The organism is Bradyrhizobium sp. IC4059 (genome assembly GCF_020193615.1).
In the GTDB taxonomy this organism is placed as follows: Bacteria; Pseudomonadota; Alphaproteobacteria; order Rhizobiales; family Xanthobacteraceae; genus Bradyrhizobium; species Bradyrhizobium yuanmingense.
Map to the genome: position 1 here is coordinate 730,469 of NZ_JADYVH010000002.1, position 17,337 is coordinate 747,805.

21 protein-coding genes and 1 tRNA gene are annotated in these 17,337 nt (G+C 64.5%); 10 read left to right on the plus strand and 12 right to left on the minus strand.

Annotated elements, in window-relative coordinates; translation table 11 throughout:
- The first annotated feature begins 20 nt into the window (after positions 1-20).
- On the plus strand, positions 21-500 hold the full coding sequence (locus tag I6F12_RS09445) for a carboxymuconolactone decarboxylase family protein (RefSeq protein WP_225140693.1): 480 nt from the start codon (positions 21-23) through the stop codon (positions 498-500).
- A 21-nt stretch (positions 501-521) separates the two neighbouring features.
- Positions 522-1,025 carry a cupin domain-containing protein gene (locus I6F12_RS09450; RefSeq protein ID WP_225140695.1) on the plus strand — a complete coding sequence of 168 codons (504 nt, stop codon included), beginning with the start codon at positions 522-524 and terminating at the stop codon, positions 1,023-1,025.
- A 29-nt stretch (positions 1,026-1,054) separates the two neighbouring features.
- Here I6F12_RS09450 and I6F12_RS09455 read toward each other — a convergent pair whose 3' ends face one another.
- The 3 genes from I6F12_RS09455 to efp form a co-directional block, all read right to left on the minus strand.
- Complete coding sequence (locus I6F12_RS09455; RefSeq protein ID WP_035999800.1) at positions 1,055-2,041, minus strand: DUF808 domain-containing protein; 987 nt, start codon at positions 2,039-2,041, stop codon at positions 1,055-1,057.
- A gap of 86 nt (positions 2,042-2,127) precedes the next feature.
- Positions 2,128-3,729, minus strand: a complete 1,602-nt coding sequence (locus tag I6F12_RS09460; protein ID WP_225156039.1) for a M23 family peptidase — start codon at positions 3,727-3,729, stop codon at positions 2,128-2,130.
- A gap of 45 nt (positions 3,730-3,774) precedes the next feature.
- A complete protein-coding gene (gene efp, locus I6F12_RS09465) occupies positions 3,775-4,341 on the minus strand; it encodes an elongation factor P (protein ID WP_028136595.1) in 567 nt (188 codons plus the stop codon).
- 162 nt (positions 4,342-4,503) lie between these two features.
- On the opposite strand from efp, the gene epmA reads away from it, so the two are divergent.
- The 3 genes from epmA (at position 4,504) to I6F12_RS09480 (ending at position 6,970) form a co-directional block, all read left to right on the plus strand.
- Positions 4,504-5,556 (plus strand): EF-P lysine aminoacylase EpmA, encoded by a 1,053-nt coding sequence (gene epmA, locus I6F12_RS09470; RefSeq protein ID WP_225156040.1) that lies wholly within the window; start codon positions 4,504-4,506, stop codon positions 5,554-5,556.
- The gene (locus I6F12_RS09475; protein ID WP_225156041.1) at positions 5,553-6,647 is read left to right on the plus strand and encodes a lysine-2,3-aminomutase-like protein; all 1,095 of its coding nucleotides are present in this window, start codon (positions 5,553-5,555) and stop codon (positions 6,645-6,647) included. The genes epmA and I6F12_RS09475 overlap by 4 nt, the downstream gene beginning before the upstream one ends.
- Before the next feature lie 68 nt (positions 6,648-6,715).
- Positions 6,716-6,970: a hypothetical protein gene (locus I6F12_RS09480; protein WP_225156042.1), complete on the plus strand. Its 255-nt coding sequence runs from the start codon at positions 6,716-6,718 to the stop codon at positions 6,968-6,970.
- A 61-nt stretch (positions 6,971-7,031) separates the two neighbouring features.
- Here the strand turns inward: I6F12_RS09480 and I6F12_RS09485 are convergent, their stop codons facing one another.
- The 7 genes from I6F12_RS09485 to I6F12_RS09515 all read right to left on the minus strand — a co-directional run bounded on the left by I6F12_RS09485 (position 7,032) and on the right by I6F12_RS09515 (position 13,396).
- Positions 7,032-8,117, minus strand: coding sequence for a 3-deoxy-7-phosphoheptulonate synthase (locus tag I6F12_RS09485; protein WP_057029112.1), 1,086 nt, complete (start codon positions 8,115-8,117; stop codon positions 7,032-7,034).
- Between the two features lie 234 nt (positions 8,118-8,351).
- On the minus strand, positions 8,352-8,930 hold the full coding sequence (locus tag I6F12_RS09490; RefSeq protein ID WP_225156043.1) for an HdeD family acid-resistance protein: 579 nt from the start codon (positions 8,928-8,930) through the stop codon (positions 8,352-8,354).
- A 70-nt stretch (positions 8,931-9,000) separates the two neighbouring features.
- Positions 9,001-10,041, minus strand: coding sequence for a PrsW family glutamic-type intramembrane protease (locus I6F12_RS09495; protein ID WP_036022963.1), 1,041 nt, complete (start codon positions 10,039-10,041; stop codon positions 9,001-9,003).
- Between the two features lie 295 nt (positions 10,042-10,336).
- The gene (locus I6F12_RS09500; protein WP_035999767.1) at positions 10,337-10,579 is read right to left on the minus strand and encodes a hypothetical protein; all 243 of its coding nucleotides are present in this window, start codon (positions 10,577-10,579) and stop codon (positions 10,337-10,339) included.
- Positions 10,580-10,676: 97 nt separating this feature from the next.
- Positions 10,677-11,303 (minus strand): PilZ domain-containing protein, encoded by a 627-nt coding sequence (locus I6F12_RS09505; RefSeq protein ID WP_225156044.1) that lies wholly within the window; start codon positions 11,301-11,303, stop codon positions 10,677-10,679.
- A 149-nt stretch (positions 11,304-11,452) separates the two neighbouring features.
- Entirely contained in the window at positions 11,453-12,106 is a 654-nt protein-coding gene (locus I6F12_RS09510; protein ID WP_225156045.1) for a hypothetical protein, read from the minus strand.
- Between the two features lie 1,215 nt (positions 12,107-13,321).
- Positions 13,322-13,396: transfer RNA gene (locus I6F12_RS09515), tRNA-Glu, on the minus strand.
- A 225-nt stretch (positions 13,397-13,621) separates the two neighbouring features.
- Between I6F12_RS09515 and I6F12_RS09520 the strand changes: the two genes are divergently transcribed.
- From I6F12_RS09520 to I6F12_RS09530, 3 genes are read left to right on the plus strand one after another with little or no spacing between them, the layout of a single operon-like run.
- Positions 13,622-13,876 carry a PilZ domain-containing protein gene (locus I6F12_RS09520; protein WP_057029117.1) on the plus strand — a complete coding sequence of 85 codons (255 nt, stop codon included), beginning with the start codon at positions 13,622-13,624 and terminating at the stop codon, positions 13,874-13,876.
- A gap of 48 nt (positions 13,877-13,924) precedes the next feature.
- A complete protein-coding gene (locus I6F12_RS09525) occupies positions 13,925-14,179 on the plus strand; it encodes a hypothetical protein (protein ID WP_225156143.1) in 255 nt (84 codons plus the stop codon).
- A gap of 5 nt (positions 14,180-14,184) precedes the next feature.
- Entirely contained in the window at positions 14,185-14,352 is a 168-nt protein-coding gene (locus tag I6F12_RS09530; RefSeq protein ID WP_036022969.1) for a hypothetical protein, read from the plus strand.
- 128 nt (positions 14,353-14,480) lie between these two features.
- On the opposite strand, the gene I6F12_RS09535 is transcribed toward I6F12_RS09530, so the two are convergent.
- Complete coding sequence (locus I6F12_RS09535; RefSeq protein ID WP_225156046.1) at positions 14,481-15,119, minus strand: glutathione S-transferase; 639 nt, start codon at positions 15,117-15,119, stop codon at positions 14,481-14,483.
- A gap of 376 nt (positions 15,120-15,495) precedes the next feature.
- On the minus strand, positions 15,496-15,948 hold the full coding sequence (locus tag I6F12_RS09540) for a VOC family protein (RefSeq protein ID WP_035703627.1): 453 nt from the start codon (positions 15,946-15,948) through the stop codon (positions 15,496-15,498).
- 200 nt (positions 15,949-16,148) lie between these two features.
- Here I6F12_RS09540 and I6F12_RS09545 point away from each other — a divergent pair, with 200 nt between their 5' ends.
- Both I6F12_RS09545 and I6F12_RS09550 read left to right on the plus strand, forming a co-directional pair.
- Entirely contained in the window at positions 16,149-16,625 is a 477-nt protein-coding gene (locus I6F12_RS09545; protein ID WP_345944150.1) for an integrase core domain-containing protein, read from the plus strand.
- Between the two features lie 56 nt (positions 16,626-16,681).
- Positions 16,682-17,245, plus strand: coding sequence for a hypothetical protein (locus tag I6F12_RS09550; RefSeq protein WP_225156047.1), 564 nt, complete (start codon positions 16,682-16,684; stop codon positions 17,243-17,245).
- Positions 17,246-17,337: the final 92 nt, after the last annotated feature.

Consider the following 17,337-nt stretch of genomic DNA (forward strand, 5'->3'; position numbering starts at 1 on the left):
ATATGCCGAGGTGAATGGCAATGTCACACGCCCGCAGCGAATATGAAGATTTCAAGCGGATCGCGCCCGATGCGTTTGATCTGGTGCTGGCGCTGGGCCAGCTTGCGGCCAAGGCCGGCCTCGACAAGCAGCTGCTCGAGCTGGTCAAGCTGCGCGCCTCGCAGATCAACGGCTGCGCGTTCTGCGTGCAACACCACGTCCTGCTGTCGGAACGGATCGGCGTTCCCCTCGACAAGCTTCATCTGCTCGCGGTCTGGCGCGAGGCGCCGATCTTTTCGCCGCGCGAGCGGGCCGCGCTCGCCTGGGCCGAGGCGCTGACCTGTCTGCCCGACGGCGTCAGCGAGGAGGTTTACGCCGAGGCGTCCCGCGAATTCTCCGAGACTGAACTGACGTATCTGACCTCGGCGGTCGCCTCGATCAACGTCTGGAACCGGTTTGGCGCGGCGTTTCGCTGGACGCCTGCACAGCGGCCGGCGGCCGCCGTCGCAGCTTCGTCCTGACGGAGAGAGGGGAGGATCACGATGACAGTCATGAGCCTTTCTGCCGTGCAGTGTCCGGCGCCGTCACGTTCGACAGCGCTTGCGGTCGTCGCGGGATTTGTCTGCGCGCTGGCGATCGGCAAAGCCCTGCCGGTGACGATCGATAGTGTGTCCAGCGCCCTCGCGCCGCTCTGCGCCACGGCGGCGGAGGGCTCGCCGCTCGACAAGGTCGAGCCGATCGGCTCCTACGCGCTTCCGAACGTGCCCGGCAAGCGCGTGACCATCGTGCGCGTGTCCTATGGTCCAGGCGGGTTTTCGCGGCCGCATCGTCACTCCGGCTCCGTCACCGCCTACATCACCAAGGGCGAGATCCGCTCGCAGCTCGGCGGCGGCCCGGTCGAGACGTTCGGCGTCGGCCAGTCCTTCTTCGAACCGCCGGGCTCGACGCATCTGGTCTCGGCCAATGCCAGCATGACCGAGCCGGCGGAACTGATCGCGGTGTTCGTGGCGGATGAGGGCGCGCAGCTGACGACGTTCCTGGAATAGGCTGCGCGCGTCATCCGCAATGGCTGCGCTCAGGCCGATCGCGATCGCCTCAACCGCTTCCAGGCCGGCGCGAGTCCGTATTGGACGACCGGAATGGCGACTGCGCCGACGAGCAGTCCAAGCGCACCCGAGATGGCTGCCTCGACCGACCATTCGACGATGCCGGCAACGGATGGAAGGAGATGTGCGGCAGCCTCGGTTATGGCATGGACCGTGTGGCCGATCGCGGGTGGGCCGTATTTCTCGATGCCGTGCAGGATGATGCCACCGCCGACCCAGATCATGGCGGCGGTGCCGATCGTGCTCAGCACCGCCAGGAAAACGGGCATGCCGCGGACGAGCGCGCGCCCAAGCAATCGGATCGCGCCGCCGGCGAGCGAGGCGCCGTCGAACCGCGCGAGGGCGATGCCGGCATCGTCCGCTTTCACGATCAGGGCCACCACGCCATAGACACCAACGGTGATGAAGAGGCCGACCAGCGCCAGCACCAGCGCCTGCGTCCAGATGCTGCCCGCCGGGAGGGCCGCCAGCGTGATCGCCATGATCTCCGCCGACAGGATGAAATCCGTCTTGATGGCGCCAGCGACCTTCTCGTCCTCGACCGACTGGGCATTCAACGCAATCGGCTCGAGCTGAGCTTCGTGCTGGTGCGCATGATGCGGCATCACGGCTTCGAGCACCTTTTCGGCGCCTTCATAGCAGAGAAAGGCGCCGCCCAGCATCAGCAGCGGCGTGACCGCAGCGGGAAGGAAATAGCCGAGCAGCAGGGCAATCGGCAGCAAAATCAGCAGTTTGTTGCGTAGCGATCCGACCGCTATCTTGCCGACGATCGGCAGCTCGCGCTTCGAAGCGAATCCGATCACGTAGTTCGGCGTGACCGCCGCGTCGTCGATGACCACGCCAGCCGCCTTTGTGCCTGCCTTGGCAGCCTGGCTGGCGACATCGTCGAGCGAGGCCGCAGCTACCTTTGCGATCCCCGCGATGTCGTCGAGAAGACCGATCAGTCCGACACTCATCAACCTATCCTTCTTCGTTCGAGCGGGGGGGGGGCGTGCGCAACCAGATGCTGTCCTGCCCGCTCCAGCAACGAACCAGCACGCTGTCAGTTCTCCTCGCCGCCCGCTCCCTCGCGCAAGTCAGGCTTGAGCACGTCTTCCGGCAGCGCATGGGCCACCGGCTGCGCCGTGACCGCGATCTCCGGGCCGATCTCGCGGCCGCGCGCGCGGATCAGCCGTTCATAGGCCGAGACCAGCGTCGCGTAGGGGCTGACCCAGATCCAGCCATCGCGGGTGAACACCTGGACGTCGAAATGCAGGTGCATCGAGGTGCCGGCGGGACGGTCGAGGTAGTTCGAGATCACGCCGATCTTCTCGCCTTCGGTGACGATGCGGCCGTTGATGACGCCATCGGCGTTCATCGCATGCGGATTCATGTGCATGTAGCGGAAACGGATGTGCTCGGTGCGGCTATTGACCTGAAGCGTTGCGGCCTGGTCCTTGGCGCCACGGATAACGATCGCGTCACGCACGGCGACGACGCCGCGCCGCTTGGAATCGCAGGGCTCGCGGCCTTCGCCGGGCGGCGGGCAGTCGGCGGCGCGGATGTCCTCGCCCTGGTGGCCGTAACCTCCGCCGCATTGCCACACCTCGAAACTACGCGACTCGCAGAAATTGTCGCGCCAGGGATAAGCGGTCGGGCCTTCGCTCTTGTCGCGCTTGCCGAAGGATTGGGAGCGCACGAAGGCGGGCGCCTTCTCCAAGGGAAAGCGGATCTGGGCATAGGCCATGGCGTCGGGATGACCGCCCTGCTTGCGGTAGCCGGTGTTCGGAATGATGTCGCCGCTCGGCCGGTAGCTGAAATCCGGTGAACGCACCGCGGGCCGGTCGATAATGTTGGAGGCAACGTCCGCCAGGGGCCGCATGCGCTGGCCCCCTGCGACGCGCAGTGCCTTGAGGAAGCGCTCGGCGACTGGATAGGCCTCCTTGCAGGCGAGCCGCCGTGGCCTCGCGACACTGTCGAGGCACTGGATCGAGACCACATAGGCGGCGCCGAAGCGGGTGAAGGCGTAGCGCACATAGCCTTCCCGGATGAACCTGCGTAGATCCGGGTAGGTTGCGGCGAGCGGCTTGACTGGCTCGCCCTTGCCCCCGGCCGGATCGGCGATGTCGTAGACCAGCGCCGAGCCCGTGATCTGCACCTCGACAGGCCTTGCGTAGACCCGGCTCGGCATGCCGTCGCCGGCACCCGGATCGAGCGAGAAGGTCGCGCTGTAGCCGGCAGGACCGGCATCGAACATGTCGGCGGGATTAAAGTCGGCCTGGTAGCGCGACAGCGCGAGCGTCGCCGGCGCGCCGCTGCGCTGCGCGTCGAGATACGCGGCGGCGTCGAACGGCAGCAGCACGGGGACGGGACTTCGGGTAATGCCGGTGAAGAAGCGCGAGGAGACCGCGTTGAGCTGCACCAGTGCCGGCATCGCGCGCGGATCGTAGCGCGGCACCGAACGGCGCGGTGCGAAGATGAAGTCGCCCGCAATTTGCGGACGGCTGTTGATCTCGCTGCGAAGCTGATCGAGCGCCGCGCGCCACTCGATGCGCAGGGCCGTCAGCGAGGGACTGCGGAACTCGTCCGCAGCGATCGGTGCAGCAACGAGGAGCGACGGCAACGCCAGGAGAAGCGAGACGAAGCGGAGACTGTTCCTGCCCACTGCTTCGCCCCCCGGCGGTACCTGTTCCGATCCTCGATGGCTCGTTTAGTCCTTAGCACGCTCGGAGTAGGAGCCGTCTTCGGTCATCACCACAATGCGCGTGCCGACCGAGATGTGCGGCGGCACGGTGGTGCGCACGCCGTTGGACAGCACCGCCGGCTTGTAGGAGGAGGAGGCGGTCTGGCCCTTGGTCACCGGCTCGGTCTCCACCACTTCCAGCGTCACGCGCTGCGGCAGTGCGATCGACACCGGATTGGTGTCATGCATCGACAGTTTGACGGTCATGTCCGGCTGAAGATACGCGGCCGCGTCGCCGACGACGTCCTTGGAAACCTGAACCTGGTCGTAGGTCTCGGGGTTCATGAAGTGGTAGCCATCGCCATCTTCGTAAAGGAAGGTGTAGTTGCGCTCTTCGATGGTGGCCTTTTCGACCTGGTCGGTGGTCTTGTAGCGTTCCGAGATCTTTACCCCGTCCGAGATTCGGCGCATTTCGATCTGGCTGACCGGGGTTCCCTTGCCGGGATGGATGTTCTCGGCGCTCACGACGACATAGAGCTTGCCGTCTTGCTCGATCACGTTGCCCTTGCGAATAGAACTGGCGATGACTCTCAAAGCTGTATTTCCTGCTTGCTTGGCCCGGCACCAGCCAGGACGTGGTCGAATTGCTGGGGGACTTGGGGCCTCAAACCGGACCTCGGCACCCGTTTCGGGCCGCAACATACTGATTTTGCCGTTGGATGCCAGCATTTTGCTGCCGGCCGGGGCGGTCGGTTGATGGCTGGGGACAAGCCGATGTCGCCGTCCTGGTCGCCCGCGCGCCACCTCGACCGACGGCCGTTCCTCCAGGCCAGGGCCGCCGTGACCGGAGCTTTGCGGGGTTTTTTCGCCGAACAGGGGTTTGTGGAGGTGGAAACCTCCGTTCTCCAGGTCTCTCCGGGCAACGAGACCCATCTGCACGCCCCCAGGACCGAGATCATGCGGCCCGACGGCAGCCGGGCCAGCCGATACCTGCGCACCTCGCCCGAGTTCGCCTGCAAGAAACTGCTGGCGGCGGGCGAGACGCGGATTTTCGAGTTCGCACGGGTGTTCCGGGACCGCGAGCGCGGCGACCTGCATCTGCCCGAGTTCACCATGCTGGAATGGTACCGGGCGGGAGCGCCCTATGATGCCATCATGGCCGATTGCGTCGTCGTGATCGCCCGGGCGGCGCAGGCGACCGGGATCGGGACCTTCTCCTTCCGCGGCCGAACCGCCGATCCCTTCGCCGAGCCGGAGCTCCTGACGGTCGCGGGCGCCTTCGCGCAGTTCGCCGGCGTCGACCTGTTGTCGACAATCTCGGGCGGCGAGGGTAACCGTGCGGCGCTCGCCGAGGCGGCAGCCGGGAAGGTCCGTGTCGCCGAGGATGACACCTGGTCCGACATCTTCAGCAAGGTGCTGGTCGAACACGTCGAGCCGCAGCTGGGGCAGGGGCGTTTGACCATCCTGTTCGAATACCCATCTCCAGAGGCGGCGCTGGCGCGGGTGAAGACGGACGATCCGAGGGTCGCCGAACGTTTCGAGGTCTATGCCTGCGGCGTCGAGCTCGCCAACGGCTTTGGAGAGCTGACCGATGCCGGGGAGCAGCGCAAACGCTTCACGGAATCCATGACGGAGAAGCAGCGCCGCTACGGCGAAGCCTATCCGCTCGACGAGGATTTTCTGGCGGCGGTCGCCGCAATGCCGGAGGCGAGCGGTGTCGCGCTCGGCTTCGACCGGCTGGTGATGCTGGCGAGCGGCGCCACACGAATTGATCAGGTGGTGTGGACACCGCCTGCGGATGAGAGATGACAAAGACGAACCTTGCACGCACTCTGCGCGAACCTGCCGAGCTGGTAGCCGAGGGCCTGGTCCCCGCATCGGCGCTGCCGGCGCTCGAACGCGTCGCCGCGCGCTATGCCGTGGCGATCACGCCGGATCTGGTCGGGCTGATCGACGCGACGGATCCCGACGATCCCATCGCGCGGCAGTTCGTTCCTGTTTCGGCCGAGCTCGAGGCGCAGCCGGGCGAGAATGCCGATCCGATCGGCGATCACCCGCATTCGCCGGTGGCGGGAATCGTGCACCGCTATCCCGACCGGGTGTTGTTCAAGCTCGTGCACGTCTGCGCGGTCTATTGCCGCTTCTGCTTCCGCCGCGAGATGGTCGGGCCCGGCAAGGAGAATGCGCTGTCGGAGAGCGCCTATCGCACCGCGATCGACTACATCCGGTCGCATGACGAGATCTGGGAAGTGATCCTGACCGGCGGCGATCCCCTGATGCTGTCGCCCCGGCGGATGAGTGAGATCATGGCTGACCTTGCGGCCATCGATCACGTCAAGATCATCCGTCTCCACACCCGTGTCCCGGTGGCCGAACCAGCGCGCGTCAGCGCGGAGATGGTTGCAGCCCTGAAGGTTGCGGGCGCGGCCACCTGGGTCGCGGTACACGCCAATCACGCGCGCGAACTGACGGGGGCCGCGCGCGATGCCTGCGCGCGGCTCGTCGATGCTGGAATTCCCCTGGTGAGCCAGTCCGTGCTTTTGCGCGGCGTCAATGACGACATCGCCGCTCTCTCGGATTTAATGCGAGCTTTCGTCGAATGCCGGATCAAGCCCTATTATCTGCACCACGGCGATCTCGCCCCGGGAACGGCGCATCTGCGCACGACGTTGGCAGAGGGGCAGGCCTTGATGCGGCAGTTGCGCGGGCGGGTGTCCGGCCTGTGTCAGCCGGACTATGTCATCGACATTCCCGGCGGTGCCGGCAAGTCGCCGGTGGGTCCCAATTACGTGTTGGCGGTGCCAAATACCGCAAACGAGACAAGTGAAGCGGAATCAGAAACGCGCTATCGTATCGTCGACTATTGCGGCGACGTTCATCTTTATCCGCCCGAGGCATGAGTGGCGATGGCATCGACGCTGACTTGAGTGCTGGGCTTGGACGCTGATTCGAGAATGGAGAAATGGACATGACGAAGATCATGCTGGCAGTATCGCTCGTGGTCTTGCTTGGCGGCGCGGCTGTTGCGCAGACCGGCAGCTCCAAGGGATCGACCTCAAGCGGCGCATCGTCCGGGTCGGTGTTGCCGGCGCCGGTCGGTCATCGCCAGCCGCGTGCCAGCGATGTGCCTAGCGAGAAGAATCTGAGCGATCCCAACGATCCGCTCAGCAAGGAAAACCAGGCGCTCGACAAGAAGATCAAGAGCATCTGCCGCGGCTGCTGAGGCTTTCACCTCTCCCCGTCGGGGAGAGGTGAGGAATGAGCCATCCCAAGCTCGCCATCCGTCAGGCTGATCGCTCGTGCAGTCCGGCGCGCCGGATGTTGCGGCGGATTTCGACCGCGTCGGCGAGCTGCTCGAGCGTCTTCGACGTCGTTGCCCAGTCAATGCAACCGTCCGTGATGCTCTGCCCATAAGTGAGCGGCTTGCCCGGTACGACATCCTGCCGGCCGGCGACGAGGTTGCTCTCGATCATCACGCCCATGATGCGGCTCTCGCCGCCCGAGATCTGACGGGCGATATCGGCCATCACCAGCGGCTGGTTCTCCGGCTTCTTGCTCGAATTGGCATGGCTGGCATCGACCATCACCAGCGGGGCAACGCCGGATTTGGTCAATTCGTTGCAGGCCGACGCAACGCTTGCCGCGTCGTAGTTCGGCTCAGCTCCGCCGCGCAGGATGATGTGGCAGTCCTCGTTACCGGCGGTCGAGGCGATCGCCGAGCGGCCGAGCTTTGTGACGGCCATGAAATGATGGGGATGCGAGGCTGATTTCACCGCATCGGCCGCGATCCGCACATTGCCGTCGGTGCCGTTCTTGAAGCCGACCGGGCAGGACAGCCCCGACGCCAGCTCGCGATGGATCTGGCTCTCGGTCGTGCGCGCGCCGATCGCGGCCCAGGAGACGAGGTCGGCGATGTATTGCGGCGTCGTCATGTCGAGGAACTCGGTGCCGGCGGGCAGGCCGAGATTGTTCACCGCCGCGAGCACGTTGCGCGCGAGCCGCAGCCCCTTGTTGATGTCGAAGCTGCCGTCGAGGTCGGGATCGTTGATGAGGCCCTTCCACCCGACCGTGGTACGGGGCTTCTCGAAATAGACCCGCATCACGAGCTCGAGCTGATCGGCGAGATCCTCGCGAAGCTTTGCTAGCCGCTCGGCATAGTCGAGCGCCGCCTTGGGATCATGCACCGAGCAGGGGCCGACGACGACCAGAAGGCGGTCGTCCTGATTGCTCAGGATGGCATGGATGGCGTTGCGCGCGGCCATCACCACACGCGTCGCGGTGAGCGTGCGCGGGACTTCCCGCATCACCTCTTCCGGCGTGCTCAGCTCTTTCAGTTCGCGGATACGAAGATCGTCGGTCGTGCTCAGCACGGCGGGCTCCTGTCTGTTCTAGAACCTGCCGGCAATAAAAAAGCCGCCAGGTCGGGCGGCTGTTCGGACGTTTGCTGCAATGTTTCAGATTGAGCGCGATCCTCCCGCCGCCAGCGAGCTGTCGTAGCTAAAGTACCAAAAATAGCTGGTGGCGACGGTGATCATGGAAAGGCCATATAGCGTGCCGCTGGCGCCTTGTCACCCCCCAATCAGAATTTGGAGCGACGAGGCGCCTCAGGTGTTGCCATTGCGTGCCGCCAGCGCCATGCCGATCAGGGTGGCGCCGCCGAACAGCAGGTTGATGCCGACGAGGACGCCAATGGCCCACTCCGCCGAGCTCGGCAGTCCCGTGATCACCATGAACGAGATCGCGATGTCGACGAGGCCCGAGATCAGCAGCCACGACCAGCGGCCGCTGAGCTCACGGCGGTGCTCCAGCGCGTACATGATGGTGGCGACGCCCTCGGCGAGGAAATAGGCGCCGAGCACGATGGTCAGCGTCAGCACGGCCTGCATTGGCCGGGCCAGCAGCAGCAGGCCGGTGAGCACAGCGAGCGCAGCCGAGATCAGCGACCACCAGAAGCCCGGCGTGCTGCGCGCCCAATAGGTCGCGATCAGTCCGCCGATGCCGCCGATCAGGAACATCCAGCCGAGGAAGATCGCGCTCGCAAGGCTGGCGAGCGGCGGCAGGACGAGCGCGGCAATGCCGAGGACGGCAAGCAGGATCCCTTCGAACAGAAAAGCCTTCCAGTGCGCCTTGACCGTCTGGTTCATCTCGGATTGGAGGCGGGCAAATTCCTCGGGCGATGTCATCGTCTGGCTCCGGAACGAGAGGATTGCGTCCCAATCTAGTGGGCCTGTCGCGCGTTCGCCATGCGTTGGATCAAGTGCCGCCGGGCGCCGACGAAAAGCCTTCCGCGTTGGTGCGAATGCGGTTGCGGCCGAGAATGTAGATAGCCGATGTGACAATCAGAAGCGCAAGGCCGAGCAGGATCGAGACGAAACCGATCGGAATCAGCGCCAGCGTCAGGTTGCGCTCGGGGTTGATCAGCCAGTGATGGATCGAGGTCAGGACGAAGGCGAGCCCGACGAACCCGATGCCGCCGCCGGCGAGCAGCAGCGCCCACATCCGGCGCAGCTGGCTGAGCCGCTCGCGCGCGACATCGGTTCGCGGCGCGTGGTGGCGCGCGACGCGCCGGACCAGGCGGATGGCGAAGGCGATCGAGCCGAAGCCGATCAACAGGCTCGCAGCGCCCAACCACATGCGGAGTGTCGGATCGAGATCGGGCATGCGCTGGAGCGTCAGCAGCGGGAAGTCGAAGGCCGTATGAAGCGCGAGCGGGCCACCGAAGATCAACAGCCGGCTGGAAAGACGGGCCCAATCGCGATGGTGGCGGTTTGCGCCAAGCGCCGTGCCGGCGCGCGCGATGGTCAGGTAGGCGCCGGCGATGATGCCGAGCGCGCCGTGGAACGGCACGGTCAGGACGCTGCGCAGCGCGGCAAGCGAGCGCCACATGTCGGCGTGCTGGACCAGGTAGGCGAGATTCTCGTAGGCGGCGAAGCCGAGGCCGACCGCGGCGCCGTAGACCACGGTGTCCATCGGATTGGCAAAGGTGCGTCGCTTGGTCGAGGAGACCAGCACGATGGCGAGCACCTTGACGGCTTCCTCGGGCAGCGCGACGCCGAAGATCGAATGCATCGCCAGCGCCGCCCAGGGATCGTCGGGGGCGGCGATCATCTTGGCGAAGGGGGCGCGGGCGAGGCCCAGGAGCGAAATGCTCGCCGCCCCTAACAGGAATGCGGTCCAGACCTGGGCCGGCGGCCCCGGGCGTTCCTCGGCAGCGATGACGAGCCAGAGCAACAGCAGCGCCGGGGCGATAGCGGCAGTTCCGATGACGGTGGGGAGCGCTTCGATCAGGTACATTGGCGCCGAAAATAAGTTCCCTTGATCCGCTTATCTACGTTCTCCGATGCGACCATGTGTCATGCGCCGGCTGTCGGCTCCCTGAAGGTGCGCGACAGCTGCCGTTCATCCGGGCTCATTGTGGGGAGTAGAATACGAGCGCAATCAATCGCATGATGGCAGAAGCTCGCCAGTCACCGCAACGATTGCCCGGTGCGCTGCGGATCGAGATTTGCAAGCGAGCTCAAGGAAATGCGCGGGATTCCTCGATTCCTGGCGCATCTGCGCAGCGTGCCGGCTGCTGGCCTTAGTCTAGTCAGTGCGTCGTGATCGCGGGCGGCGCGTCGGGTGCGACGTCGAAGGCGCCGAGATGGAATTCCTCGCCGGCGGACTCGGGCGACCCGGAACTCTGCGCCAGCAGCGTGAACGCGGCCTGCGGGTATCGTTTCCAGATTTCGAGATCGCCGGCGGTGATGGTGAGCCAACCGAACGTGTACATGTAGCGTCCGGGCTCGGTGACCCGGCCGACCCTGTCCCAGGTGATCTTGTCGACTGCCATTCGGTCCCCCGATCGCAAGTCTGCAAAATGACGTCCGGCCCGAGGCACAGACCTGCAAAAGCTGATCCGGCATTGGGGCCGCTATAGGGCGGCGAATTCAGGCCGACTTCAGCAAGGGCGTGCGGACGATCAGGCGGACGAGGTCGTCACGGTCCAGCTTTTCGGCGAATTTGACCGCAAAGCCGTGCTCGAACTTGCGGATCACCCGCCCGACACAGGCGCCGATCGCAAGCGGGGTTCCGACCACCGGATCATACTCGGAGGACACCGCGACGCCGGCCGTCGAGACGTCGATGATGAAGCAGGGATGGCAGCTGCCGTCCGCGAGGGTCAGCACGGTGTGCGAGACCTGTGGAACGAAACGCGCGTCACGCCGCAGGTCCCGAACATTGACATCCTTCTGCTTCTTCTCGAGCCATGTCAGCTTTTCCGACATCCAGGCGCGCCGCGCCCGCGTCATCTCGAGCTCCATCAGGAAGCCCGCCTTCAGCGTCGCGCTGATGGTGCCCTGGAATTCGCCGAAATCCTCGAAGTAGGAGGTCAAGCGCTCGCCGACCTTGCCGACCACGGGCACGTCCACGATCATCCGGAACGGCGAGACGCGCTTGGTGCGGCAGGCGAAGCTGCGGAGCTTGCCCTCGCAATCGTACCAGCGGGGCAGCGAGTAGCTGCCGCTGACCGTAACATCCACTGCTCGCTGCCTCAGGAAGTCTGCGACGGACATGAGCGCTGACCGGGGGTTCGGGTGATTGCCGTAGTTCCACGGTAGCGAGCAAATTCTAAGCAAATGATACTGCTGCCTAATAGCTGGGGTGAATTTTCGGTAAATGGCGCGGGTCGGCAGAGCAGCGGGAAGCGCGGCATAAGCGACGGCTAGCGAGGTCCGAACAGCACCAGGATAGCCAATGCGGCAAAGGCGAACTGGATCATCGTCCATATCAGTCCGTTCGGACGGATCTCCCATCGCAGGCGCGGCAATGCGCGCCGCAGCGCGAGCCCGGTCAATGCTTCGACGAGGGCGAGCAGAATGGCAATGCCGGCCAGGGAAGACCATGACTGGGTCGGAGGCAGCCAAGACGCGAGCCAGGCGGGAACCGAGGCTTTCAGGGGGCCGAGCAACGCGAACCATCCGAACCAGAATACAAAGCGCTTGACGAGGTCTTGGCCGATCATTTCGGGCTCGAGGCGGATACCGATGCTTGCCAGCGCGCTTTCGATGCGCTCGCCATCGGTCAGGAAGAGAAAGGCACCGAGGTAGAGCGGAACGCGCGAATGGAAGAGCAGGGCGATGACACCGAACAGCACGATGTAGCCGAAGGCATCGCCGAGAATGTCAGCGACGGCCTGGCCTGACCGCTCCGGCGAGGGCGGCGTCAACGCCGCCTGGCGCTCCGGCAGTGATTGGAGGTGGGCCATGTGCGCCAGCATCTTGGCGCGCCGGTCCGGCGCATGCTGGCGCGGGTGGCGCAGCCATGTGGGAAGCGCCGGCATCGGCGGTGCGTCTGCAATGTCGGCTTTGTGCGGCATGGGCCTCGACCGGTTACGACCTGACATTGGTCGGAGACGGGAGGCGAGGAGGTTCATGCTGCCGCGGCGGCTTGCGCCTCTGGCGCTCCCTAGCGGAAGCGAACCGCTCTCTCCACCGTGAAAGAGATGAGAATAGGTCCATGGCCGTCCACGTCCGTAAAAATAGACATCGACAAGGCACAAACGAAGCTCAGGAAGATCCGCGGGCAGTGGCAAAGGAGAAGCCCATCACCCGCGCTGGCATCACGCGGCGCCGCAACGCCGCCAAGCGTCGGCGGCTACGCCTCCGGACACCGTTGGGGGCGGCTCGACGCCGACGGCGCGTCGTCAGCGCAGAACAACAACCGGCGCCTGTTGTGGCTCGCGATCGAATGGGGATTGGAGCGAGCTCCGAAGGTCGGCGCCGAGCTGTGCGACTACTGCCGGAAGCACGGGATCAACGTCGACTGGATACTCGACGGCGATCTAAGGGGCCTCAAGAGGATGATCGACGAACGCCGAGGGCACCAGAGGGCTGAGCGAGCCCTTTCGCGAGGTATGCCCAGCTCACGCCTGAGCACCAGCTGATCGTGACGGCCGAGATCAACCGCATCCTGGCGGAGCGCGACCAATGAAGCACCATTGAGCAGGGCCCGCCGGTTCACGCTGGCGGGCCGTTCGTTTCAGGCATTTCTGCGTGGAACAACTGCCATTTGCAATGGAACCGGAATTAACATATGATATTTTTATTACAGTTGAATTATTACAGTTCAGAGTTGTGTTCATTGAAGCAGATTGCACCCCAGGGGCTCTGTCGGCGCCCCGCTCTCGTCACGCCTGAAATGGTTGCGCTCGCGATCCTCGGGGGTCTGGCCCTGCTTGCTGTGCTTTGGGGGTGGTCGAGCCCACGAGTTGAAACGCCCCAGCACGTGGTCACAAAGCCGAATCCTCCTGATTGCTACTCAATCGGCAACAGGGTAGCCGCTGGCTGCTTCGAAAAAAAATAGATGAGCGATGCCGGCGGCTTGCCTCGCGGTGACCGCAGGCTGCACAGGAGGCGCGACCGCGGCTGATGACGCACCGCCCCGGGGCTCAGGCGGTAAGCACGATGGCCCGCCGGTTCACGCTCGCGAAGCGGGGCGGCGATCGAGCCCCACGTCCATGGGTGTTCGCACGGGTTTATTGGCCACACGTTGGACACGGCGGCAGAGTGGATCTTTGAGTGATTGATTTTGCTGGCGCTCCCTAGCGGAATCGAACCGCTCTCTCCACCGTGAAAGGGTGGCGTCCTAACCGATAGACGAAGGGAGCAAACGCAGGGCCCTGCCGATTGTCCCGGCACGGCCGCTGGCCGGCCGAACAGGGCCCGGCGGCTTGCAGCGGGCGAACGTATAGTGGCCTTTGCGCTCCCGGGCAAGCCGTTCGGGAACGGTCTTTCCGGCCCGGTGGATAGCCCCGGGGCGCGGGATCATTCGGAGGCGATTTCAACGGTTTGTTAGCGTTCCCTGCGTAGCGCTGGACGGGGAGATTTTGCCGATGCCACCGCCGAAGAAGCGCGCAGCCCGCAAGCTGCTGTCGCAGCATGCCTGGATCACGCTGGACGGCGGCTTTGCCGCGCGGCACTGCCTGGTCCAGGACATCTCGGATTCGGGCGCCAGGATCACCCTGGACGAGGATGCGAGCCAGCTTCCCGGCGTGATCCGGATGGCCTTCGCGCGCGATGCACGCACCGGGCGGAGCTGCCAGGTGGTCTGGCGCCGCGGCAAGTCGGCCGGCGTCAAGTTCCTCTAGCCGCGGCCGCCGATGGCGCGCGGGTCCGGTCCGGGCTACAAGGCGGCGATGCGCACGCAGCTCCTCATCCTGCTCTCCTTGCTGGCCACGTCCGCGACCGCGACCGCGGCCGAGAGCCTGCGCCTGCCGCCTGCCGAGCCGCCACAGGCGGGCAAGGTGCTGCCGCTGAACGGCAGCACGGCCGGCAAGGCGCGGGCAGGCGCCTGCGCCGCCTACGGCCGGGGCTTCGTGATGGCCGAGGGCACCGGGACCTGCGTCAAGCTCGGTGGCTCGACCAGCCTCGACACCAAAATCCGGCGCTGAAGCCTATGCCCGCGGATCTGGTGCGGCTCGACATCATCGTCCCCGTGCTGATGTATTGCGCGCTGCTGTGGTGGGTCGGCCGCGGCCTCAGCTGGACCGCGCGGCTCGCCACGGCTGCCGTGACTCTGGTGCTGATCGTCGTTGTGCTGCTGGTCGAGCGCGGCTGGCGCTAAAGCCTGAAACAAAACCGCGAAAACAACCCCATGCACAGTAGCCGTCAAGCGCGGCCGTGACGCCGCGGGAAGCGCGCCGGAACGAGGATTCCCCGCGCGATCGCCGCAGCTTAAGGCGCGCGAGGGGTTCACGACATCGGCGGGGCGACGAATTGCGCAAATCCGGGCCGCTTGCCGAGCTCGGCGAGCCAGCGGGTGAGGTGCGGCTGTGCCGGCCGGCTGATGCCCTCGACCCCGAGCCAGCGCCGCGCATAGGATCCGACCGCGATGTCGGCGAGCGTGAACGCATCGCCATCGATGAAGCGGCGCGTGGCGAGCAGGCGGTCGGCGATGGCCCAGACCTCGGCGGCGGCATCGGCATCGCGCTGCACCTGGATCATGTCGCGCTCGGCGGGCGCGGTGCGCACGACGCCCCAGAACACCGGGCGGTCGACCGGCTGCACCGTCGACAGAGTCCAGTCGAGCCAGCGGTCGACCGAGGCGCGCTGTCTCGGCGCCTCCGGATAGATCGGCGTTCCGCGGCCATGCGCGAGGCAGAGATAGCGCATGATGGAGTTTGACTCCCACAGCACGAAGTCGCCCTCGACCAGCGTCGGAATCCGCGCGTTGGGATTCATCGCCAGATAATCGGCCTCGCGGGTCTTGCCGTATTGCATGCCGGCATCGATGCGCTCGTAAGCCAGGCCGAGCTCGGTGCAGCACCACAGCACCTTCTGCACATTGACCGAATTGGCGCGGCCCCAGATCGTCAGCTTGGTATCGGCCATGAAGCTCTCCCCGCGGCATTGTTCGGTGTCGTAGCCTGGATGGAGCGAAGCGCAATCCAGGGCTGACAGTCCCGGATTACGCTTGCGCTCCATCCGGGCTACAGATCCACCTTTCCCAGCTGATAGCGGAATTCGGCGCGCCGAGCGATGCGCGATTGCATCGTGCCCCTCATGCAAAAAGCTCCGCACGCGGCGGAGCCTTCATTGCAATAGTTCAATCTGACGCTCAGCGGCCGAAGAACAGCCACAACAGAATGATCACCGGGATCGGCACGCCAAGCATCCACAGCAACAGCCCTCTTGCCATCGCATCCTCCTCCAAATCGGTTTCGTGAAAGGAGAACGCCGGGGGAGGGGCCTAGTTCCTGCCTATGGCTTACCAATGGCCGGTGTTCGGCATCGACGCCCACGGCTCCTGCGGCGGCTTCGGATCGCCCTTCTGCAGCAGCTCGATCGAGTGCAGGTCCGGCGAGCGGACAAAGGCCATGTTGCCGTCGCGCGGCGGACGATTGATGGTGACGCCCGCCTTCATCAGCTTCTCGCAGGTGGCGTAGATGTCGTCGACCTCGTAGGCGAGATGGCCGAAGAAGCGATCCTCGCCGTACTTCTCCTCGTCCCAATTGTAGGTGAGCTCGACCAGCGGCGCCCCCCGCGTCGGCGGTTGCTTCTTCAGCGCCTCGAGATCGTCCGCTGAGCACAGGAACACCAGCGTGAACCGCCCCTTGTCGTTCTCGATCCGCCGCACCTCCTTCAAGCCGAAAGCATCAACATAGAATTTCAGCGCGACATCGAGATTGCGCACGCGCAGCATGGTGTGGAGGTATCGCATGGTTGTTGCTCCCTGGAACGGACGGAGGGTTTTGTCTTGGGCCTGGACGGCGGGTGTAGGAGATAGCAGGAAACGGGGAGGAGGGGCAGGGGGCGGGCCGTGTCCGCGCGGCAAGCCCGTAAGACCACGACTAGCGACAGGCTGCGCCGTGCCCGCTGGATCACGTCAACCGTCAGTTCAAAGCGCCGAGGCCGAATGTCCTGAGGCTCTCAGACTTCACCTATGTCACGACTTGGACCGGCTTAGTCTACGTCGCCTTCGTCATCGACGCCTATGCCCCCAGGATCGTGGGCTGGCGGGCCTCGCGCACGGCGCACGCGAGATTCGTGCTCGACGCGCTGGAGCAGACACTGCACGACCGGTTCATCGCGGCGGGCTCGTGCAAAATAGCGACAGGGGCAGCCAATACGTATCCATATAGTGAGTTCTTGGTCGAAGTTGGTATCGAATCTTCCGTCGGCGGTGTCGGAGATTCCTACGACAACGCTCTCGCCGAAACCATCAACGGTCTCGACAAGGCCGAGGTTATCCATCGGCGCGGGCCATGGCGCAGTTTCGAGGCCGTCGAGTTCGCCACACTCGAATGGGTGGACTGGTTCAACAACCGGCGGATTCCGCCGGTCGAAGTCGGGCAACGCTACTACGCCATACTGGAACAACCCGCCATCGCGGCATAACGTAAACCAAATGGCCTCCGGTAATCCCGGGGCGGTTAAAAATTCAGGGGGCACGGGTGCGGTTTTTCAAATGGATTGGCTTGGGCGTACTATTTCTTTTCATTGGTCTCGCAGGAACACTCGGGATTATCATTGCGGCTAACTCGATTATTACGGCGCAGAATCCTATCGTGCTGCGTTCGGGCGTATCTGTGTACACAGAATCTTGGGATCGCGGGTACGTATCGGCGTCCGGTACATGGACGATGGAGAATGCTCGACAGGCCTTCCCAATTCAGACATCCAAAATTCGGTGCATCAAGGAAGAAAAGTCGTGCACCGCTGCTCAGGCAGAAATAGCGGTCGGCAACATGCTACACTTGGAGACATACAATTACGACATGACTAAATGGGACAGCACGACAATTCTATTCCGCACTGACACTGATTGCGTAGAGTACGTCTACACGGTTGACCGTTCCAACAGGCGGCTGGTCGGTACCCGCACTAAGAAGGTGAACGCCGGCCCAGATTGCACGATGGTGGAAGACAAACCCCTGCGCCTCACCCTCGTTGACGGCTTCGATGTCTGGACATCAATAAGGAGGTCGAAGCAAAGTACGTTCCTTTCGTATGGCTGACAGTAGCTGGTGGTGGGTGCTGCTTGGTCTGATTTTGTTTCGGCGAAGGCGACCACAACTCCTCACTAATGAAAAGGGGGCATGATCAGTGC